Source organism: Mesorhizobium sp. M1182 (assembly GCF_040318335.1).
Taxonomy (GTDB): domain Bacteria; phylum Pseudomonadota; class Alphaproteobacteria; order Rhizobiales; family Rhizobiaceae; genus Mesorhizobium.
Genome location: NZ_JAMYMD010000004.1, coordinates 40544 through 61308 on the forward strand (window position 1 = coordinate 40544; position 20765 = coordinate 61308).

The 20765-nt window shown below is 62.6% G+C and carries 23 protein-coding genes; 6 read left to right on the forward strand and 17 right to left on the reverse strand.

All coding sequences use genetic code 11. The features are described from left to right. The 4 genes from NKH33_RS07225 to rpsD form a co-directional block, all read right to left on the reverse strand. Entirely contained in the window at positions 1 to 408 is a 408-nt protein-coding gene (locus tag NKH33_RS07225; RefSeq protein ID WP_352474640.1) for a UCP034077 family protein, read from the reverse strand. Positions 409 to 457: 49 nt separating this feature from the next. Then, positions 458 to 1285 carry an inositol monophosphatase family protein gene (locus NKH33_RS07230; RefSeq protein WP_352918663.1) on the reverse strand — a complete coding sequence of 276 codons (828 nt, stop codon included), beginning with the start codon at positions 1283 to 1285 and terminating at the stop codon, positions 458 to 460. Beyond that, positions 1275 to 2162, reverse strand: coding sequence for a tRNA 2-thiocytidine(32) synthetase TtcA (ttcA, locus tag NKH33_RS07235; protein ID WP_352474638.1), 888 nt, complete (start codon positions 2160 to 2162; stop codon positions 1275 to 1277). Before ttcA ends, NKH33_RS07230 begins: the two co-directional genes overlap by 11 nt. A 152-nt stretch (positions 2163 to 2314) precedes the next feature. Then, on the reverse strand, positions 2315 to 2932 hold the full coding sequence (gene rpsD / locus NKH33_RS07240; protein WP_023717376.1) for a 30S ribosomal protein S4: 618 nt from the start codon (positions 2930 to 2932) through the stop codon (positions 2315 to 2317). A 380-nt stretch (positions 2933 to 3312) separates the two neighbouring features. Here rpsD and NKH33_RS07245 point away from each other — a divergent pair, with 380 nt between their 5' ends. Then, positions 3313 to 3525: a hypothetical protein gene (locus NKH33_RS07245; RefSeq protein WP_023674706.1), complete on the forward strand. Its 213-nt coding sequence runs from the start codon at positions 3313 to 3315 to the stop codon at positions 3523 to 3525. 90 nt (positions 3526 to 3615) lie between these two features. Here NKH33_RS07245 and NKH33_RS07250 read toward each other — a convergent pair whose 3' ends face one another. The 4 genes from NKH33_RS07250 to NKH33_RS07265 form a co-directional block, all read right to left on the reverse strand. Continuing rightward, positions 3616 to 3804 carry a DUF3008 family protein gene (locus tag NKH33_RS07250; protein ID WP_023674705.1) on the reverse strand — a complete coding sequence of 63 codons (189 nt, stop codon included), beginning with the start codon at positions 3802 to 3804 and terminating at the stop codon, positions 3616 to 3618. Positions 3805 to 3880: 76 nt separating this feature from the next. Next, complete coding sequence (murI, locus tag NKH33_RS07255) at positions 3881 to 4693, reverse strand: glutamate racemase (protein ID WP_352474637.1); 813 nt, start codon at positions 4691 to 4693, stop codon at positions 3881 to 3883. 157 nt (positions 4694 to 4850) lie between these two features. Further along, positions 4851 to 5495, reverse strand: a complete 645-nt coding sequence (locus NKH33_RS07260; protein ID WP_352918665.1) for a DUF805 domain-containing protein — start codon at positions 5493 to 5495, stop codon at positions 4851 to 4853. Between the two features lie 79 nt (positions 5496 to 5574). Further along, complete coding sequence (locus NKH33_RS07265) at positions 5575 to 6441, reverse strand: RNA methyltransferase (RefSeq protein WP_352501579.1); 867 nt, start codon at positions 6439 to 6441, stop codon at positions 5575 to 5577. A gap of 206 nt (positions 6442 to 6647) precedes the next feature. Between NKH33_RS07265 and NKH33_RS07270 the strand changes: the two genes are divergently transcribed. From NKH33_RS07270 to NKH33_RS07280, 3 genes are read left to right on the forward strand one after another with little or no spacing between them, the layout of a single operon-like run. Next, positions 6648 to 7859, forward strand: coding sequence for an NADP-dependent isocitrate dehydrogenase (locus NKH33_RS07270; RefSeq protein WP_292659842.1), 1212 nt, complete (start codon positions 6648 to 6650; stop codon positions 7857 to 7859). Between the two features lie 11 nt (positions 7860 to 7870). Next, positions 7871 to 8491 (forward strand): glutathione S-transferase family protein, encoded by a 621-nt coding sequence (locus tag NKH33_RS07275; protein ID WP_352918666.1) that lies wholly within the window; start codon positions 7871 to 7873, stop codon positions 8489 to 8491. Between the two features lie 15 nt (positions 8492 to 8506). Then, on the forward strand, positions 8507 to 9088 hold the full coding sequence (locus tag NKH33_RS07280; protein ID WP_352918667.1) for a demethoxyubiquinone hydroxylase family protein: 582 nt from the start codon (positions 8507 to 8509) through the stop codon (positions 9086 to 9088). Positions 9089 to 9222: 134 nt separating this feature from the next. Here NKH33_RS07280 and NKH33_RS07285 read toward each other — a convergent pair whose 3' ends face one another. The 3 genes from NKH33_RS07285 to recA all read right to left on the reverse strand — a co-directional run bounded on the left by NKH33_RS07285 (position 9223) and on the right by recA (position 14106). Beyond that, entirely contained in the window at positions 9223 to 10017 is a 795-nt protein-coding gene (locus tag NKH33_RS07285) for a PhzF family phenazine biosynthesis protein (RefSeq protein WP_352918669.1), read from the reverse strand. A 64-nt stretch (positions 10018 to 10081) separates the two neighbouring features. Then, positions 10082 to 12748: an alanine--tRNA ligase gene (alaS, locus tag NKH33_RS07290; RefSeq protein ID WP_352918670.1), complete on the reverse strand. Its 2667-nt coding sequence runs from the start codon at positions 12746 to 12748 to the stop codon at positions 10082 to 10084. A 260-nt stretch (positions 12749 to 13008) separates the two neighbouring features. After that, the gene (recA, locus tag NKH33_RS07295) at positions 13009 to 14106 is read right to left on the reverse strand and encodes a recombinase RecA (RefSeq protein ID WP_023674696.1); all 1098 of its coding nucleotides are present in this window, start codon (positions 14104 to 14106) and stop codon (positions 13009 to 13011) included. A 276-nt stretch (positions 14107 to 14382) separates the two neighbouring features. On the opposite strand from recA, the gene NKH33_RS07300 reads away from it, so the two are divergent. Further along, positions 14383 to 15306: a PfkB family carbohydrate kinase gene (locus NKH33_RS07300; RefSeq protein WP_352918671.1), complete on the forward strand. Its 924-nt coding sequence runs from the start codon at positions 14383 to 14385 to the stop codon at positions 15304 to 15306. Between the two features lie 34 nt (positions 15307 to 15340). On the opposite strand, the gene NKH33_RS07305 is transcribed toward NKH33_RS07300, so the two are convergent. After that, a complete protein-coding gene (locus tag NKH33_RS07305) occupies positions 15341 to 15664 on the reverse strand; it encodes a TfoX/Sxy family protein (RefSeq protein ID WP_352501573.1) in 324 nt (107 codons plus the stop codon). 90 nt (positions 15665 to 15754) lie between these two features. Here NKH33_RS07305 and NKH33_RS07310 point away from each other — a divergent pair, with 90 nt between their 5' ends. After that, positions 15755 to 16252: a GFA family protein gene (locus tag NKH33_RS07310; protein WP_352918672.1), complete on the forward strand. Its 498-nt coding sequence runs from the start codon at positions 15755 to 15757 to the stop codon at positions 16250 to 16252. Between the two features lie 143 nt (positions 16253 to 16395). On the opposite strand, the gene sufA is transcribed toward NKH33_RS07310, so the two are convergent. The 5 genes from sufA to sufC all read right to left on the reverse strand — a co-directional run bounded on the left by sufA (position 16396) and on the right by sufC (position 20629). Continuing rightward, positions 16396 to 16776, reverse strand: coding sequence for a Fe-S cluster assembly scaffold SufA (sufA, locus tag NKH33_RS07315; RefSeq protein WP_006206001.1), 381 nt, complete (start codon positions 16774 to 16776; stop codon positions 16396 to 16398). 111 nt (positions 16777 to 16887) lie between these two features. Beyond that, positions 16888 to 17280, reverse strand: coding sequence for an SUF system Fe-S cluster assembly protein (locus NKH33_RS07320; protein WP_352474719.1), 393 nt, complete (start codon positions 17278 to 17280; stop codon positions 16888 to 16890). Positions 17281 to 17285: 5 nt separating this feature from the next. Next, positions 17286 to 18527, reverse strand: coding sequence for a cysteine desulfurase (locus NKH33_RS07325; RefSeq protein ID WP_352918674.1), 1242 nt, complete (start codon positions 18525 to 18527; stop codon positions 17286 to 17288). A gap of 52 nt (positions 18528 to 18579) precedes the next feature. After that, on the reverse strand, positions 18580 to 19848 hold the full coding sequence (gene sufD / locus NKH33_RS07330) for a Fe-S cluster assembly protein SufD (RefSeq protein ID WP_352918675.1): 1269 nt from the start codon (positions 19846 to 19848) through the stop codon (positions 18580 to 18582). Positions 19849 to 19873: 25 nt separating this feature from the next. Then, complete coding sequence (gene sufC, locus NKH33_RS07335; RefSeq protein WP_352474716.1) at positions 19874 to 20629, reverse strand: Fe-S cluster assembly ATPase SufC; 756 nt, start codon at positions 20627 to 20629, stop codon at positions 19874 to 19876. Between the last annotated feature and the right edge of the window lie 136 nt (positions 20630 to 20765).

Consider the following 20765-nt stretch of genomic DNA (forward strand, 5'->3'; position numbering starts at 1 on the left):
CTAGGATGCACCCTCACTGACCGCGGTGAAGCGAGGGAACAGCGTACGTCCTGCGATTGCTCCACCCATACTGTCCGAAACGGGCAGTGGGAGAGCCTTGTCGAGCGCCTCGAGGACGGAAGCCACGAAGGCTCGGTTGAGCGGACCATCGTCCCCTAGATGGGAGTAGGTGGCGCGCGGCTTGCCGATAAGCGTGCCGTTTCGGCGAATTGAGAACTGCAGTGTCAGGGTCATGCCCGCGGTTCCGCGCGGCGGCTTCCAACAGGCGAAGATCGCGGAGAACATCTCGTCTATGGTGTCGACGGAGTCGGGACTGCGACATGCGCGTTCCCCAGCGCTTGCTTCATTGACACCGGCAACCAAGGCAAGGGCAAAGGCCGTTGCAACAATTGCGGACCGAGGTTTCATTCGAGATCTCCGGTTTCGCACAAGATTGGACAACTTTGGCAGCGAAGAGCTATTCTGCCCAGAGCTCGCGGCGCAGCTCCCGCCAGCTCTCGCGGTCCGGCGCGACCAGCAGGCCACCCCCGACATGCGACGGCAGATAGGCGCTGCCGTCGAAGCGCGCGGCATGGCCGCCGGCCTCCGCATGGATCAGCACGCCGGCCAAGTGGTCCCAAGGCATCAGCTTGTTGTAAACGACGAAATGGCCGTGGCCGCTGGCCAGCAGGCGGTATTCGTGGGCGGCGCAGCGATAATTGAACTGCGATAGCGACTTGGTCTGGTTGCGCGCCAAACGTGAGCGGTCCGGCTCGGGCACATAGTGCCATGAGACCGCACCGGTCATTTCCGACATCGGCGCCGGTTTGGCGACATGGACCTTTTCCAGATCGCCATAGGCATGGCGGATATGGCTGCCGGCGCCACTAACGCCGATCAGCCAATCCTTGCCGACGGGATCGTGAATGATGCCGGCGACCGTCTCGCCCTTGATCACGACGCCAAGCATGACGCCGAAAAGCGGCACGCCGGAGGCGAAGTTGAAGGTGCCGTCGACCGGGTCGATGACGAAGGCGAGTTCGGCATCGCCGAGACCGTCGAGCAGCGTCGGGTCGTCGGAGCAGGCCTCCTCGCCGACGATCATTGCGTGGGGATAACGCTGGCGCAGCCTGGCGGTGATGCGCCGTTCGGCATTGATGTCGGCCTCGGTGACGAGATCGGCGGCCGAGGTCTTGCGACGGACGTCGCCCTCGCTCAACCGGCGAAAGCGCGGCATGATCTCGGCGACGGCGGTTTCCGACAGAAGGTCGGCAAGCCAGTCGATCGCGCTATCGTCAAATGTCATCGGGACGCCTGGTGGTGAGGGTTTCGTTGAGGGCGGCGAAATCGAACAGCTTCCTGTCGAGCAGATGCGAACGCCGCACATTGGTCATGGCGCGGATCATCGTGTCCTTGCGGCCGGGCATGCGCTTCTCGATGTCGTCGAGCATCGCCTTCATGGCGTTGCGCTGCAGGCCTTCCTGGCTACCGCACAGATCGCACGGAATGATCGGGAACTTCATGGCGCCGGCGAATTTCTCGAGATCGGCTTCCGCACAATAGGCGAGCGGCCGCAGCACCATGACATCGCCTTCGTCGTTGAGCAGCTTCGGCGGCATGGCGGCGAGGCGTCCGCCATGGAACAGGTTCATGAAGAAGGTTTCCAGTATGTCCTCGCGGTGATGACCGAGCACCAGCGCCGAGCAGCCCTCCTCGCGGGCAATGCGATAGAGATGGCCGCGCCGCAGCCGCGAGCACAGCGAGCAATAGGTGCTGCCCTCGGCCAGCTTGTCGGTGACCACCGAATAGGTGTCCTGATATTCGATGCGATGCGGAATGGCATATCTATCGAGATAATCGGGCAATATGTGCTTGGGAAAGTTCGGCTGGCCCTGGTCGAGATTGCAGGCCAACAGCTCGACCGGCAGCAGCCCGCGCCATTTGAGATCGAGCAGCACGGCAAGCAGGCCGTAGGAATCCTTGCCGCCCGACAGAGCGATCAGCCAACGGTCGCCGGGTCTCACCATGGCGAAATCGTCGATCGCCTGGCGGGCAAGCCGCAACAGCCGCTTGCGCAGCTTGTTGAACTCGACGGAGGACGGCACATCGGCAAACAGCGGATGAAAGCCGCCTTCGGTATCGGCGACCGGTTCGAGTGTTTCGGCGTCTGGCAGCATATTCATGGCGCGTCGGCCCCAAGATCCTGTTGCCGCCCGCAGTAGCGCATCGGACCGGAAACCGAAATCGATTTCGGAATCACGCCGTGGAAAAGGAACGAAAAAGAAAAGGCCGCCTCGACGGGCGGCCTTCGATTGTATCGCGACGAACGCGCCGATCAGCGCGAATAGAACTCGACGACCAGGTTCGGTTCCATCTGCACGGCAAACGGAACGTCCGCCAGGCCGGGGATGCGCGTGAAAGCCGCGGTCATCTTGTTGTGATCGGCCTCGATATAATCGGGCACGTCGCGCTCGGCCAGGCCCACCGATTCCAGCACGATGACCAGCTGCTTCGACTTCTCGCGCACTTCGATGACATCGCCCGGCTTGCAGCGGTACGAGCCGATGTTGACGCGCTTGCCGTTGACGTTGACGTGGCCGTGATTGACGAACTGGCGCGCCGCAAAGATGGTCGGCACGAACTTGGCGCGGTAGACGACCGCGTCGAGGCGCGATTCGAGCAGGCCGATCAGGTTCTCCGAGGTGTCGCCCTTGCGGCGGTCCGCCTCTTCATAGACCTTGCGGAACTGCTTTTCCGAAACGTCGCCATAGTGGCCCTTCAGCTTCTGCTTGGCGCGCAGCTGCAGGCCGAAATCGGAAAGCTTGCCTTTGCGACGCTGGCCATGCTGGCCGGGGCCGTATTCACGCTTGTTGACCGGGGACTTCGGGCGGCCCCAGATGTTTTCGCCAAGACGGCGGTCGATCTTGTACTTCGCGGATTCGCGCTTGCTCATCGCATTCCCTTTCAAAACAATGCACCCGGAACCTCATGGTCCGGGTGAAGGAAACGCGCCCTCCTCTGGCCTCCGTTTTCGAGACCTGACAGGGTTTTCCACGCAACGCGACGGAAAACCCACGGGACACGTCATTTCAAACAAGACATAGGGAAAGTAAAACCGGCTTCCCAAACGTCTTGCACACATAAAGAAAACCACCGGGCATTGCGGCCCGGTGTTGGTGGGCTGGTTAAACGGAGATTTAACCGCTGTCAAGCTTCCGGCTGGCGCGAATCGCCGAACCGGATAGTGTTACGGTTGTAGAACGTGCCGGATGTGGCGGGAGGTTGCGCCAGCGGCATCAGGAAGGGACTGAAGTCAGAGGAGCTGGAATTCGCATGAAGAAGTTCTTCCTTACGTTGGTAGGCGCCGCGGTGATGGCCGGCACGATGGCGGTCGCGCCCGAGCCGGCGCAGGCCCGGCATTGGCATGGGCACAGGCATCACCAGGTCTGCCGCATCGTGGTCAAGAAGAAGGTGGTGTGGCGGCACGGTCATCGCAAGGTGATCCGCTACAAAGTGCGGCGCTGCGGGTGGGGCTGGAACTGGTAATTTTCGTCCTCGCCCGTTGAGACTTCATGGCCCGCGGCTCAGCCGCGGGCCTTTTATTGACCGGCATCCGCCGTCAGAATGGCCAGTCGATCAGTGTTTCGACTTCTTTTCCGGCAGGCCCTTGCGCTTGGTCTCGGCGAATTCCTCGAGCTGTTTTTCGCTCATGGATTTATACATTCCCTTCGACGCGCCTTTGAGCGCGCCCTTCTTGGTCTCGCCGCGCTTGGCTGACAATGCCGCGCCGGCCGCTTTCTGCTGGGCTTTTGAGGTGGCTGGCATGATAGTTTCTCCCGTTTCCAATGAGAGGAAAACGCATTGTCCGGTGTGATGTTCCCAAAGCGAAAATTGCCTGCGATCAGGATATCGCCAGGCCAAATCCCTGCATCAGCCGGCGCGTCGGAAAATCGGCGCTGTTCGAGGTGAAGAATGCAAGGTCGGCGCCTTCCGGCAGTGCCTCTCTGCGATAGCGGGCCTCGGTATCGGCAAGCAGCGACAGCGCCCGGCGTGCGATCGCCTCGGCCGGGTCGAGCCAGTCGACCGGCCACGGTGCTGTCTTGCGCATGCGGTTGGCCAAAAACGGATAATGGGTGCAGGCAAGCACGACGATGTCGGTGCGCAGCCCGTCATGCTCGACGAAGCACGGCGCGATCTCGGCGCGCACGGCGTCCTCGTCGACAAAACCATCGCGCATATAGGCTTCGGCCAATGCAGCCAGCCTGTCGCTGCCGACCAGGCGGACATGGCATTTCTGCGCCCATTTGCTGATCAGGTCGCGCGTGTACTGGCGCTTGACGGTGCCGGGCGTAGCCAGCACCGAAACCAGGCCTGAGCGCGTGCGTTCCGCCGCCGGCTTGATGGCCGGCACGGTGCCGACGAAAGGGTGGCCGGGAAACCTCTCGCGCAAGGCATCGATGACCAGCGTCGAGGCGGTGTTGCAGGCGATGACCGAGATGGCCGGCGAAAACCGGTCGAGCAGCCTGGCGAACAACTCCAGGATATGTGTTCTCAGCGCCGGCTCCTCCCAGCCGCCGAAGGGGAACGCCGCGTCGTCGGCGACATAGATGAAGCGGCGATCAGGCATCAGCACGCGCGCCTCCCGCAGCACGGTCAGGCCGCCAATGCCGGAATCGAACATCAGGATCGGACGGGCGCTCGATGGATCGGTCATTGTCATTGAGTCACTAAGGGCTGGGAATCACTAAGGGCTGGGAATCACAAACGAGATCACGAGGGAAGGCCCGGCCCATGCTTTCTGCTTCGGCCAATGATGCTTTATCCCGGCCGCTTCTATGTGGAAGCATCATGGCCTTGATGCGGCGAGCCGGTCACACAAGGCCGCGCTTGCCGAAGCCGCCGGGCCGCGGCCGGCCGTTCGCCGGAGATGCAGGTTGAGATGCAGGGTGGTTCGACGGCACCGGCGCGGCCCGCGTGGCGTAGGCTGGAGCCAGGGCCGTCGCGCCGGTGGCTGACGCTGAATGGAGCGCGGCGGCGCCGCGCAGCGGCCCGGGCGGGTCGAAATCGTCGAAACTCAGGGATGACGCTATATCCGAAGAGCCGCCACCCGCCGGCTTGGCCGCCAAGATGACGGCCCACAGCCCGACAAGAGCTAATCCCAGCAGGTTAAGGCCGGAATGCGAATCTTCGCCGTCGAATTTTACGACAAGAACAGTGCCGGCCTGCAGGATCGCGAACAGCGTCGAGAACACGATATAGGACCAAAGGATCCAACCCGACCCTTGCGCGTCGCGGCTTCGACGCCAGGCGAAATTCGCGCGGAACAGAACGATCACCAGCGAGGTAACGAGAACGGCCGCGGCCAGCCCTTCCCTGGAAGGTCCGGGCTTCGAATTGGCCAAACCCTCGATGCCGATGGTCAGCACGACGCACAGCACAAAGGTCACGATTTCCGCAACCAGCAGGGCCGCGGAATAGAAGAAAAAGCGAAGACGCCCGATATTTGAATTGAACATCGAAAGATCCATCGTTTTCCAGACAATGGATCACACCAAATAACATTCGGTTACTGGTGAGGTATGGGCAGTTCCGAGGCTAGTCTTTGTCTTTCGCCCTCGCAGCGCGTGCCGCGGCCGCCGGGAGCCGCCTTGGATCGTCGCCGGGCGATCCGTCGCCGCGCGGCATGGCCGGCGAGAACCTGTCCAGCGATGATATGATGCCGCGCAGCACCTTGAGCTCCGGCTCAGCAAAGCCGGGGCGGGTCAGCACTGCACGCAAATTGTCGACCATCTTCGGCTTCTTCGCTGCCGGGCGGAAATAGCCGCGCGCCTCCAGTGCACCTTCCAGATACGCAAACAGGCCGTGCAATTCTTCCTTGGCAGCCGGCGGCATTTCGGGGCCGGAGAAGTTGGTCCTGGTCTCGTCTTCCAGGCCGGACTTCATCCATTCATAGGACATCAGCAGGGCAGCCTGGGCGATGTTGAGCGAGGAGAAGGCTGGATCGACGGGGAAAGTGACGATCTCGTCGGCAAGGCCGACCTCGTCATTATAGAGGCCGAAGCGCTCGCGGCCGAACAGGATGCCGGTGCGCTGGCCGGCCCGCTGCCGCGCGCGCAGCGCCCTGCCCGCCTCGACCGGACCGCGCACCGGCTTGAAATTGTCGCGCGCGCGCGCCGTGGTGGCGAAGACGAAGTTCAAATCGGCAATCGCCGAGGCGAGGTCATCGAACACCGTGACTGCATCGATGACGTGGTCGGCGCGGCTTGCGGCGGCACGCGCCTTCTCGCTCGGCCAGCCGTCGCGCGGATTGACGAGCCGCAGCTCGGTAAGGCCGAAATTGGCCATGGCGCGCGCAACCATGCCGATATTCTCGCCGAGCTGCGGCTCGACCAGGATGATCGCCGGTCCGGACGCTGGAGTTCCGGAGGCAAGAGGGGTGGCGGGATCCTGGGTAGCGGCCATGGTTGTCAGTGAACTGCTGTTTGCGGCATTTCGCAGTCCCCTGCCACATTTGGCGGCGAAAATGAAGCTTTCGCAAGGAATGCCGACACTACGGCGCGGTTCGCCGTTTGCGCGGCCAAAAAGCCTTTGATATACGGGCCGCATCCCAGGGCCGGCAGCCGTGCGGGCAAGGCCGTTCCGTTCCCCAAAAGTGAGGCATTCTTTCCATGGCGAAGATCAAGGTGGCGAACCCGGTCGTCGAACTCGACGGCGACGAGATGACCCGCATCATCTGGCAGTTCATCAAGGACAAGCTGATCCACCCTTATCTCGACCTCAAGCTCGAATATTACGACCTCGGCATCGAGCACCGCGACGCCACCAACGACCAGGTGACCATCGATTCGGCCAATGCCATCAAGAAATACGGCGTCGGCGTGAAATGCGCGACGATCACGCCCGACGAGCAGCGCGTCGAGGAATTCAAGCTGAAGAAGATGTGGAAGTCGCCGAACGGCACCATCCGCAACATCCTCGGCGGCACCATCTTTCGCGAGCCGATCATCATGAAGAACGTGCCGCGGCTGGTGCCCGGCTGGACCAAGCCGATCATCGTCGGCCGCCACGCCTTCGGCGACCAGTACCGCGCCACCGACTTCCGCTTCCCCGGCAAGGGCAAGCTGACGATCAAATTCGTCGGCGAGGACGGCCAGGTGATCGAGCACGACGTCTTCGACGCACCCGGCGCCGGCGTCGCCATGGCCATGTACAATCTCGACGAATCGATCCGCGAATTCGCCCGCGCCTCCCTGAACTACGGCCTGCTGCGTAATTACCCCGTCTACCTCTCGACCAAGAACACCATCCTCAAAGCCTATGACGGACGCTTCAAGGACATCTTCCAGGAGGTCTACGAAGCGGAGTTCGAAGCAGAATTCAAAGCGAAGAAACTCTGGTACGAGCACCGGCTGATCGACGACATGGTGGCCTCGAGCCTGAAATGGTCGGGTGGCTATGTCTGGGCCTGCAAGAATTATGACGGCGACGTGCAGTCCGACACGGTGGCGCAAGGCTTCGGCTCGCTCGGCCTGATGACCTCGGTGCTGATGACGCCGGACGGCAAGACCGTCGAGGCGGAAGCCGCGCACGGCACCGTCACCCGCCACTATCGCCAGCACCAGAAGGGCGAGGAGACCTCGACCAATTCGATCGCCTCGATCTTTGCGTGGACGCGCGGCCTCGCGCACCGCGCCAAGCTCGACGACAATGCCGAACTGAGGCGCTTTGCCGAGACGCTGGAAAGGGTCTGCATCCAGACGGTCGAGTCCGGCTTCATGACCAAGGACCTGTCGCTGCTGATCGGCCCCGACCAGCCATGGCTTTCGACCACCGGCTTCCTCGACAAGATCGACGAGAATTTGCAGAAAGCGATGGCCTGAGCCCAACCGGCATGGGCAAGCCCGTCGTCTACGGCGCGGACTACAGCGTCTATGTACGCATCGTGCGGCTGGTGCTGGAGGAAAAGGGCGTCGGCTACGAGCTCGTGCCCGTCGACATCTTTGCCGCGGACGGCATTCCCGGCTGGTATTTCGAGCACCAGCCGTTCGGCCGCATCCCGGCCTTCGAGCATGACGGCTTTCGCCTCTACGAGACCGGCGCGATTGTCCGTTATGTCGACGAAGCCTTTGGCGGCCCGGCGCTGCAGCCGGTCGAAGCCCGGCCTCGAGCACGCCTTAACCAGATCACCGGCCTGCTCGACGCCTACGCCTACAGGACCATGGTCTGGGATATCGCTGTCGAGCGGCTGGAAAAAACGTCGCCCGACGAAGCCGTGATCGCCAACGGGTTGCGGCAGGCAAGAACGGCATTGCAGGCGCTCTCCTCGCTGAAAGCCGAAGGGCCTTGGCTATTGGGAACGGACCTGACGCTGGCCGACCTGCACGCCGCACCGATCATCGGCTATTTCGTCAAGGTCGCCGAGGGACAAGCCCTGCTGGCCGAGTTTGCCGAGATCCAGAATTGGTGGACCCGCATTGCGGCGCGTGCGAGCGTTGCCGGCAGGCTGACTTAACTCTCGAGCGCATTCATGGCCAAGCTCTCTCACCAGGACGCACTGACGGTGGCCAGAATAGTCAGAGTCAACCACGCCGGCGAGTACGGCGCGATCAGAATCTATTCGGCACAGATTCTTGTCGCGAAGCGTTTCTGGCCGGACTGCGTGCCGTCTTTGTCGGAGATGCTTGGGCACGAGCGCACCCATTGCGCGTCTTTCCATGCAGCCATGCCACTGCGAAATTCCCGACCGTGTCGCGTGATGCAATTCTGGAGCTGGGGCGGCTGGCTGCTGGGTTTCCTCACTGCCCTGCTCGGCCCGCAAGGCGTCTGGGCCTGCACCGCAGCTGTCGAAGCGGCGGTGCACCGCCATCTCGATGATCAGCTGTTCTTTCTCACCGGACGCGATCACGAGTTGCACGGCATCATCCTGTCCGTCCGCGAAGAAGAGCTTGCCCATCTCCGTCACGCCGAAGAGCTGCTGACCTCGCCTGGACCGTTGCTGAACCGCCTGCGCGCAGCGATCTCCGTTACCACCGACTGCCTGATTTGGCTGTCGACCTGGGGGGACTCGACGCGAATGACGCGTGCCCTGAAGGCATCAAGGCATCTCTGATGAGCGCTATGCCGTTCTAGCGCCGCCTCTTTGGGGCCACTGCCCTGCGCCATCGGGCCGCCGCCCGGCCCTAACGCCATACCGTGATCTGGACACCTGGCTCAGGCGAAGCAGCCACCGAATTGGCAAGCCGCTCAATCGGGAAGGTAGATCTCCGCCTTCATGAAGGTCTTCGCACGGCCTGTGATCAGCACGCGATCTCCGGCCAGTTCGCATAGCAAATGCCCGCCGCGCTGCGAGCATTGGAATGCCGACAGATGCATCTTGCCGAGTTTTTCAGACCAATAAGGCACCAGCGTCGCATGAATGGAGCCGGTTACCGGATCCTCGGGAATGCCCGCCCCAGGCACGAAGTAACGGGAGACGAAATCGTGGGCTCGCCCAGGCGCGGTAATAACCAGGCCGAGAGGATGAAAACGTCCGATCCTGAGCAGATCGGGAACGAAAGATCGCACGGTTGTCTCGTCGGCAAGCTCGACAATCAGGTTCTCGAAATTGCGGAAGCTCGCAACCGGCCGCTGAGGCAATATCGCTTGCAGCGCCGAGTTCAGCTCTTCCTCGACGGGCTGCGGCGGAAAACAAGGCAGATCGAGCTGATAGCCCCCTTCCCACCGGGAAACCCGCAGCTCGCCGACCCGGGTGGCGAAGGCCATTTCGCCCTGACCATTGTATTCCGTAGCCAGCACATGGGCGGCCGCAAGAGTGGCGTGGCCGCAGAAGTCGACTTCGTGGACCGGCGTGAACCAGCGCAAATCCCAACCTTTGCCATTCGGCCGCACAAACGCGATTTCAGCAAGATTGTTTTCGTTGGCGATGGCCTGCATTACCTGCTCCGACAGCCATTCCTCTAAAAGGAGAACGGCGGCAGGGTTACCCTGGAAGGCCCGTTCGGCAAAGGCATCGACCTGATACATCGTCAGCGTCGGCATATCGGCCCTCAGAGATATCCACTGGGCGACGCGCCATTTCGGCCGTGCCGCCCCGGGTGCAGGTTCACGCCGCTTCGAGAGCCGCCTTCACCGCAGCGATCGCGTCTTCGGCCTTCGAGGCGTCCGGGCCGCCGGCCTGAGCCATATCGGGTCGCCCGCCGCCGCCCTGCCCGCCCAATGCCGCGGACGCGACGCGCACCAGATCGATGGCGCTGAAGCGGCCGGTCAGATCATCGGTGACGGCGACGACGACGCTTGCCTTGTTGTCCTCGCCGGCGCCGACAAAGACGACGATGCCGGAGCCGAGCGACTTCTTGCCGGCATCGGCCAACGGCTTAAGATCCTTTGGCGAGACGCCCGATACCGCCTTGCCGAGAAAACCGACACCGGCAATGGTTTCGTTTTCCGCCGGCACACCGGCTGGCGAGCGATCGCCCAGCGCCAGCTTCTTGCGCGCCTCTGTCAGCTCCTTTTCGAGCTTCTTGCGTTCGTCGAGCAGCGCCTCGACGCGGGCCGGCACATCGGCCGCCGAAATCCTCAGCGCTGCGGCGGCCGCCTTCAGCCGCTTGTCCTGTTCGTCGAGATGCTTTCTGGCCGCCTCGCCGGTCAACGCCTCGATGCGGCGCACGCCGGCAGCGACCGCGCTGTCGGACAGGATGCGCACCAAGCCGATATCGCCGGTCGCCCTGACATGCGTGCCGCCGCATAGCTCGACCGAATAAGGCCGGTTGGCCTTGGCGCCATGCAAGCCCGTGCCCATCGAAACGACGCGCACTTCATCGCCATATTTCTCGCCAAACAGCGCCATGGCGCCTTCGGCAATGGCGTCGTCGACAGACATCAGCCGCGTGGTTACAGGGCCGTTCTGAACGACGATCTCGTTTGCCATGCGCTCTACCTCTTCGAGCTCGTCAGGCGAGATCGGCTTGTTGTGGGAGATGTCGAAGCGCAGACGCTCGGGCGCAACCAGCGAGCCCTTCTGCGCCACATGGGTACCCAGCACCTCGCGCAGCGCCTCATGGATCAGATGCGTGGCGGAATGGTTAGCGCGCAGCCTGGAGCGGCGCGCGTGGTCCACCTTCAGCTCGACGGTCGCGCCTGTCTTGACCGTGCCGTTAGCCACCTTGCCGAGATGGACGAAAAGCCCATCGGCCTTCTTCTGGGTATCGGATATCTCGATCGAGAACCCGTCGCCCGAAATGACGCCGGTATCGCCCATCTGGCCACCGGACTCGCCATAGAACGGCGTCTGGTTGACAACCACGGCAACGGCGTCACCCTTGCCGGCGCTGTCGACGGTTTTGCCGTCCTTGACCAGCGCCTGGATGAGGCCTTCGGCCTGCTCGGTCTCATAACCCAGGAATTCGGTGGCGCCGGTCTCCTCACGCACCGCGAACCATATCGTCTCGGTTGCGGCCTCACCGGAACCAGCCCAGCTTTTGCGCGCCTCCGCCTTCTGCCGCTCCATCGCCTCGGTGAAGCCGGCAAGGTTGACCGAGATGTTGCGCTGGCGCAGCGCATCCTGCGTCAGATCGAGCGGAAAGCCATAGGTGTCGTAGAGCTTGAACGCTGTCTCGCCATCCAGCATGTCGCCGGAGGCCAGCTTTTCCGTCGCCTCGGAAAGCAAGCCCAAGCCGCGCACCAGCGTCTTACGGAAACGAGTTTCCTCAAGCTTCAGCGTTTCGGTGATCATCTGTTCGCCGCGCACCAGTTCCGGGTAGGCTTGGCCCATCTCGCGGACCAGCGCCGGCACCAGGCGCCACATCAGCGGATCGTGGGCGCCGAGCAACTGCGCGTGGCGCATGGCGCGGCGCATGATGCGACGAAGCACGTAGCCGCGGCCTTCGTTGGACGGCAGCACGCCGTCGGCGACCAGGAAGCAGGACGAACGCAAATGGTCGGCGATGACGCGGAACGATGCGACGGTGCCCGCATCCGGACCTTTGCCAAGCGCCGACGACGCAGCGTCGATCAGGTGGCGGAACAGGTCGGTTTCGAAGACGCTTTCAACGCCTTGCAGGATGGATGCCATGCGCTCGAGGCCCATGCCTGTGTCGATCGACGGACGCGGCAGGTCGACGCGCTCGTCCTTCGTCACCTGTTCGTACTGCATGAACACCAGGTTCCAGAATTCAAGGAAACGGTCGCCATCCTCCTCGGGGCTGCCGGGAGGGCCGCCCCAGATATGCTCGCCGCGGTCGATGAATATCTCCGAACACGGCCCGCAAGGCCCGGTGTCGCCCATCGCCCAGAAATTGTCCGAAGTCGCGATGCGGATGATGCGATCGTCCGAAAGGCCGGCGATCTTCTTCCAGTACGAGGCCGCCTCGTCGTCGGTGTGGTAGACGGTGACCAGCAGCTTGTCCTTCTTCAGCCCGAACTCCCTGGTGATCAGGTTCCAGGCAAGCTCTATGGCCCGCTCCTTGAAATAGTCGCCGAAGGAGAAATTGCCGAGCATCTCGAAGAAGGTCAGGTGGCGCGCGGTGTAGCCGACATTGTCGAGGTCGTTGTGCTTGCCGCCGGCGCGAACACTCTTCTGGGCAGTCGTGGCGCGCGAATAGGGCCGCTTCTCCAGACCGGTGAAAACGTTCTTGAACTGCACCATGCCGGCATTGGTGAACATAAGCGTCGGGTCGTTGCGCGGCACCAGCGGGCTTGACGCGACGACCTCGTGACCTTCCTTGCGAAAATAGTCGAGAAATGCCGACCGGATCTCGTTGACGCCACTCATGAATACTGCCTTTTCGAGAGAACCGCCGGCTGCCGGCGGAAAATAGACATGGCCTTTTTAGCGGTCGCACCGCAGCCTGTCCAGAAACACCAAATGGGCTCAAATCCCGGCTTTCACCAGCGCCTTGAAATGCGTCTGCCTCGCCGTCAAACGCGAACCGCCGGCCCTGGGCCGGCGGTTCGAAACGCATCGATTACGCAAACTCAAAATCAAAACATCAAATCGAAACCTGGCTGAGGCTCAGCGAGGCGTCGCTTGCCCTACATCACCCCAGCGTCGTCCTCGAAACCGTCATCGCTGCTTTCGGAGCCGCCGTTCTCAAGGAATTTCTCAGCGATCAGCCCGGCATTCTGCCGTAGCGCCAGCTCGATCTCGCGCGCCGTGTCGGGATTGTCGCGCAGGAACAGTTTTGCGTTTTCGCGGCCCTGGCCAAGACGCTGCGAATTGTAGGAGAACCAGGCGCCCGACTTTTCGACCACGCCCGCCTTGACGCCGAGATCGACCAGCTCGCCGGTCTTGGAGACGCCCTCGCCATACATGATGTCGAACTCGACCACCTTGAAGGGCGGCGCCAGCTTGTTCTTGACGACCTTGACGCGGGTCTGGTTGCCGACGACCTCGTCGCGATCCTTGACCGAGCCAATGCGGCGGATGTCGAGGCGGACCGAGGCATAGAATTTCAACGCATTGCCGCCGGTCGTCGTCTCGGGCGAACCGAACATGACGCCGATCTTCATGCGGATCTGGTTGATGAAGATGACCATGGTGTTGGAGCGCGAGATCGAGGCGGTGAGCTTGCGCAGTGCCTGGCTCATCAGGCGGGCCTGCAGGCCGGGCAGCGAATCGCCCATCTCGCCTTCGATTTCCGCCCGCGGCGTCAACGCCGCCACCGAATCGACCACCAGCACGTCGATGGCGCCGGAGCGCACCAGCGTGTCGCAGATCTCCAGCGCCTGCTCGCCGGTATCGGGCTGCGAGATCAAAAGGTTTTCGAGATCGACGCCGAGCTTGCGGGCATAGACCGGGTCGAGCGCGTGCTCGGCATCGACGAAGGCGCAGATGCCGCCCTTCTTCTGGGCTTCGGCCACCGTGTGCAGCGCCAGCGTCGTCTTGCCCGAGCTTTCCGGCCCGTAGATCTCGACGATGCGGCCGCGCGGCAGGCCGCCGACGCCAAGCGCGATGTCCAGCCCAAGCGAGCCGGTCGGCACCGTCTCGATCTCGACGACCTGCTCGTTCGCGCCGAGCCGCATGATCGAGCCCTTGCCGAAGGCACGCTCAATTTGCGACAGCGCCGCATCCAGAGCCTTTGATTTGTCCACCGCTTTGTCCTCTACAAGCCGCAAAGAATTCTGAGCCATGATACATCACCCCGTGGTCGTCAATGGAGGCCGGACAATCCCGCAATCCTTAAAAGAATGTACCTCATTTGTTCTCATTTGTCAATGAGCACCAAGGGCTTGAAAAATAACGCATATCCCTATTTGTTCTATTTTTGTTTCGCAATTATCGCTTCCGATGTGTCTCGCCTCGCGTGCGGCGCCGTTGCCGTTACCGACCGAATCGGACCCGCGATTGCAGGGTTCCGCCCGGCGACCTAGTCTCCCCGGGCAACAGCTAAAGGGCATTTTGACGGCATGATCAAATCCCCGACGATCCTGGCCGTGGGCGGCGCCTATATCGAGCGGCGCGGCCGGGTTGCCGGCGCCTTCGTGGCGGCCGCTTCCAACCCCGGCACGATGCGCGAGCATGTCGGCGGCGCCGTCTTCAACGCCTTGCGCTGTGCGGTGCGCCGCGGCGTCTCGGCCTCGCTGCTTTCGGTGCGCGGCGGCGATGCCCTTGGCGACACGGTCTTACGCGCCGTCACCGAGGCCGGCGTTGCCGACCTGTCGGCGGTGTTCCTCGACCGAGCAACGCCAAGCCATACGATGCTGATCGACAGCGACGGCGGGCTGATCGCCGGCCTTGCCGACATGGTGCTCTACGAGCTGGCGCTTCCCAAGCAGATCCGCCGCGCCAAGGTGCGGGAAGCGATCGGTTCGGCCGACGCGGTGCTGTGCGACGCCAACCTGCCGTCGACCGCGCTGGAGCGGCTAGCGGCACTCGCCGCTGGCAAGCCGGTGTTTGCGCTTGCGGTCTCGCCCAACAAAGCGGCGCGGCTGACGCCGGTGCTCGACCGTCTGGCGATGGCCTTCATGAACCGGCACGAGGCCGGCGTGCTCGCCGGCGTCCAAATCGATCAAGGCATCGTCGACGGCCTGAGACGCGCCGGGCTGAAAAGCGGCGTGATCACCGCCGGCGACGAACCAGTGCTCGGTTTCGACGAATTGAGCGCGTTCTCGATCTCGCCACCGCCGCTGCAAAAGCGGACCGATGCTGCCGGCGCCGGCGACGCATTGGCAGGCGCCACGATCGCTGCCCTGCTGCGCGGCCTGACGCTGCGCGCGGCACTGCGCGAAGGCATTGCCGCAGCGATGCTCGTCGTCGAGAGTGCCGCCTTCACCAGCGCTGGCTTTGCCGAAGCGCTGGCGCTCGTGCCCGAGGCGCGGGAGCTGGCATGAAGTGCGGCCCGGAATTGCCGAAGCATGACGCAGCCTATTTGCCGGCGCGCCGTCCTGCCTCGTAGGCGCGGCGCGCCCAGATCGCCATCTCGTCGGGATCGTCGAATGCGCTGTCGGGAACGCTCCAATAGGGCATCGACACGAGCTTGCCGTGGCGCGAGCCGGTATAGGTCCATTGCCGGCAGCCGGCCGCTTCGAATTCCGGGGCGCTTTCGGCGTCGGCCTTCAGCATCAATTCGCCACCGATGACGATGGCGACGATGACGCCGTCGAAATAGATGCCCTTGCCGCCGAACAGCTTGCGGATGCTGACCGGGCCGAGGCCTTCGAAAAGCTCTTCTATGCGCTCGTTGTCCATGCGGCGATCATGTCACCCGGATTTCCCCTTGTCATCGCCGCAACCGGCGCCATCCTGACAAAGTTCAAATCACTTTCGTCGGAGTTTCTCATGCCGCTTCTGCTCAAAGGGTCCTGCCGGTGCAATGCCGTGCGTTTCGAGGTGGAAAGCCACACGCCGGTGCCGTTCATGCTGTGCTACTGCTCGATCTGCCGCAAGCAGCAGGGCGGCGGCGGTTTTGCCATCAATCTCGGCGCCGATTACGAGACGCTGAAAATCCAGGGCAAGCGCCATCTCGGCGTCTACCGCGCCGAGATCGAGGACGACGAGCACCCGCAACGCGAGACCTCGACCGGCGAGCGGAACTTCTGCACGAAATGCGGGACGGCACTCTGGCTCTACGATCCGACCTGGCCGGAGCTGGTGCACCCCTTCGCCTCGGCGATCGACACAGACCTGCCGAAGCCGCCGGAGAAGGTGCATCTGATGCTGAAATACAAGGCGAACTGGGTCGAGCCGGATATCGGCAAGGGCGACAAGGTCTTCGATGTTTACCCGGAGGAGTCGATCGCAGACTGGCACAAGCGAACGGGGAAGTGGGTGGATTAGCGTTCTTCTCCCCGTCGCTATACGGGGAGAAGATGCCGGCAGGCAGATGTGGGGCGGCGCAAACATTGCGAACGCCGGCTCGGCCCCTCATCCGGCCCTTCGGGCCACCTTCTCCCCGCATAGTGACGGGGAGAACGAAAACCTCAGGCCGAAGCGCGCGCCTCGGCCAGTGCCTTCAGGTCGGCCGGCTTCAATTCGACCGATTCGCCGCAGCCGCAGGCCGAGCTCTGGTTCGGATTGCGGAAGGTGAAGCCGGTTCGCAGTGTCGTCTGCTCGAAATCCATCTCGGTGCCGAACAGGAAAAGTGCCGCCTCCGGCGCGACATAGACATGGGCGCCATCGCGCTCGATATGGTCGTCCTTGGTGTTCGGCTCGGTCACCAGATCGACCGTATATTCCATGCCGGCGCAGCCGCCCTTCTTGATGCCAAGGCGAATGCCATGCGCATTCTCACGGGTCGCGACGATCTCGCGCACCCGGTCGGCAGCCTTTTCGGTCATCGTGATGACGGCGAAGCGTCCCATGTCTTTCCTTCTCCATTCTTTGCAGGTTCAAGGCCTGCCGAATGATTCCTCACCTAAAATGGTGAAGTTTTGTACCCGGCGCAAGTGCGCCAGCCTCTGTCTGGTCGGATGCTAATACCAGCCCACCGCCACCTGTGCCTCTTCCGACATGCGGTCGGGCGACCAGGGGGGATCGAAGGTCATGTTGACCTCGACGCCGGAAACGCCTTCGACGGCGCCGACGGCATTTTCGACCCAACCCGGCATTTCGCCGGCCACCGGGCAGCCGGGCGCGGTCAGCGTCATGTCGATCTTGACCGAGCGGTCGTCCTCGATGTCGATCTTGTAGACCAGGCCGAGCTCGTAGATGTCGGCCGGGATTTCCGGGTCGTAGACCGTCTTCAGCGCCGAGACGATGTCGTCGGTCAGCCGCGCCAATTCGTCGGCGGGGATTGTCGATCCGGAAACCGCCGCATTGGTCGTCGCTTCCGAATTGGTCTCGGCGGTGTGGCTGGCATCATCCATGATCGTCACCCGAAGAATTTTCGCGCTTTTTCCAGCGCATCGGCCAAAGCATCGACTTCGGCCCTGGTATTATACATGCCGAACGACGCCCTGCATGTGGATGTTACGCCGAAGCGTTTCAACAGCGGCTGGGCGCAATGCGTGCCGGCGCGGACCGCCACTCCCTGCCGGTCGATGACCATCGACACGTCATGGGCATGGATACCCTGCAGCTCGAACGAGATGATGGCGCCCTTGCCGGGCGCATCGCCGAAGATGCGCAGCGAGTTGATGGCGCGCAGTTTTTGATGCGCATAGTCCTTCAAATCGGCCTCGTGCGCGGCGATGCGCTCGCGGCCGATCTTTTCCATGTATTCGAGCGCGGCACCAAGCCCGATTGCCTGCACGATCGGCGGCGTGCCGGCCTCGAAACGGTGCGGCGGATCGTTGTAGGTGACGATGTCTTGCGTCACCTCCTCGATCATCTCGCCGCCGCCCATGAACGGGCGCATGCGCTCCAGAATATCCTTCTTGCCATAGAGCACGCCGATGCCCGACGGGCCATAGACCTTGTGGCCGGTGAAGACGAAGAAATCGCAGTCGAGATCCTGCACGTCGATCGGCATATGCACGGCGCTCTGGCTGCCGTCGACCAGCACCGGAATGCCGCGCGCATGGGCGATGCGCACAATGTCCTTGATCGGCGTCACCGTGCCCAGCGCATTCGACATGTGGGTTATGGCGACCAGTTTTGTCCGATCGGTCAGCCGCTTTTCGAATTCCTCGATGTGGAAGACGCCGAGATCATCGACCGGCACCCAGACCAGTTTGGCGCCCTGCCGCTCGCGGATGAAATGCCACGGCACGATGTTGGAATGATGCTCCATGATCGACAGCACGATCTCGTCGCCTTCGCCGATGTTCGGCATGCCGAAACCATAGGCGACCGTGTTGATCGCCGCCGTGGTGTTCGAGGTGAAGACGATGTTGTCGGTGCTCGGCGCATTCAGAAATCTCTGCACTATCTTGCGCGCGTTCTCATAGGCGTCGGTCGCGGCATTCGACAGGAAATGCAGGCCGCGATGGACGTTGGCATATTCCTGGGAATAGGCGTGCTGAATAGCGTCGAGCACCGCCTGTGGCTTCTGCGCCGAGGCGCCATTGTCGAGATAGACCAGCGGTTTGCCGTAGATTTGCCGCGACAGGATCGGGAAGTCGCGGCGGATCGCCTCGACGTCGTAGGGGATGTTTTCGACTTTCTGGTCCATCACAACTCTCTCGAGGCACCGCCTCATTCCGTCCAGCACCCCTCAGTCACCTCTACCCGTGCGTCAAAAACCAATCGTCGAGCCGTGCTTCGAGCGCCTCGACGATGGCCTCGTCGTCCAGTTCCTCGATCACTTCGGCGACGAAGGCCTTGACCAGCAGGCCGCGCGCGGTCTTCTCGTCGATGCCGCGCGCCATCAGGTAGAACAGATGGTTGTGGTCGATCTCGGTGACGGTCGCGCCATGGCCGCAGACGACGTCGTCGGCGAAGATTTCGAGTTCCGGCTTGGTCGAGAACTCGCCGTCGTCCGACAGAAGCAGTGTGTTGCAGGCCATCTTGGCGTTGGTTTTCTGCGCATATTGGTGGACGTTGATGCGGCCCTGGAAGACGCCGCGCGCCTTGCCGGTCACCACATTGCGGATGACTTCGGTCGAGGCTGTGTGCGGTACGGCGTGGTCGAGCACCATGGTGACATCGGTATGGGTATCGCCGGCGAGCAGATTGATGCCGCGCAGGGTGAAGTCGGCGCCCTCGCCGGTCGTCTTCACAACGACCTCCTGGCGCACCAGTCTGCCGCCGGCATTCATGACGAACAGCGTCAGCTTCGAATTCTTGCCGAGATGCGCCTTGAACTGGGCAAGGTGCGTCGCCGTATCCGGCTGCTCCTGCACGATGAGCCATGTCACTTCGGCGCCCTCGCCAAGCACAAGCTGGCTGACCGAACTGACCAGCGCCGCCCCCTCGCCTGCCTGGCGTTCGACGACGACAGCCTTGGCGCCGGCACCGACACGGACGGCCAGCCGTACATGCGTCTGTCCACCGGCCTGCAAATTCTGCAATTCGAGCGGCTTGTCCAGTTGGGCACCGTCGGCGATATCGACGAAATAGCCGTCGGCGACAAAGGCGGTGTTGAGCGCGCCGATGGCATCGTCGCTGCCATAGGAATCCAACCCCGGAGCGATGCTGCCGTCGGTCAGCTTCTCCGACAGGCGCTGTACGGCAACGCCTTCGATACCGGGCAGTTTCGTAGTCGACACGCCGTTCAGCACCGGCAAAACGCTGGAGCCTTCGACGATCGGCGCAATGGCTTTCGCGACCGCTGCCGGATCGAAGTCCGGCACCGAGGTCAGTAGCCGGCGCAGGTCCGTATAGTGCCAGGATTCGATGCGCCGCGTCGGCAGGCCGCTCTTGATCGCCTCGATGGCGTCGTCGCGCTTTAGCATCACCGCGCCGTCGCCGGGCAGCAGCGACAGCCGCTCGCCAAAGGCGTCGATCAGCGCCGTTTCAGCTAATGTTCGCTGGGGTGTCGTGTGCATATTCATCAGTTTCGTCCTGCCTTCCGGCATCTCACGCGGCTTGCCCGATCACGCCGGCATAGCCATTGGCCTCGAGGTCGAGCGCCAGCGACTTGTCGCCCGACTTGATCACCTGACCCCTGTAGAGCACGTGCACCGTATCCGGCACGATGTATTGGAGCAGGCGCTGGTAATGGGTGATGACGACAATGGCCCGGTCCGGCGAGCGCAGCGTGTTGACGCCGTCCGCGACGATCTTCAACGCGTCGATGTCGAGGCCGGAATCGGTCTCGTCGAGCACGCAGAGCTTTGGCTCGAGCAGCTTCATCTGCAGGATCTCGGCACGCTTCTTCTCGCCGCCGGAAAAGCCGACATTGAGCGGCCGCTTCAGCATCGCCATGTCCATGTTGAGCGAGGCGGCCGCTTCCTTCACGCGCTTGAGGAATTCCGGGATTTTCAGCGGCTCCTCGCCGCGCGCCTTGCGCTGCTCGTTCATCGCCACTTTCAGGAATTCCATCGTCGCCACCCCCGGTATCTCCATCGGATACTGGAAAGCGAGAAAGATGCCGGCGGTTGCGCGCTCGGCTGGGTCCATTTCGAGGATCGACTGGCCGTTGTAGAGGATGTCGCCCTCGGTGACCTCATAATCCTCGCGCCCGGCGAGGATATAGGACAGCGTCGATTTCCCCGAGCCGTTCGGCCCCATGATCGCGGCGACCTCGCCGGCCCTGACCGTCAGGTTCAGGCCGCGGATGATCTCGGTGCCGTCGTCGACGATACGGGCATGGAGGTTTCTGATTTCAAGCATTTTTCTTCTTTCTACTACATCGCAAGGCAGTCGATCTGGCCATTGGCCGTTCGACCCTTCAATTCGTCCTAATCGAGAACTGATGAATCGGCCCTACATCATCGACAGTCAGAGCGTCTGGCTTTTGCCAGACAAA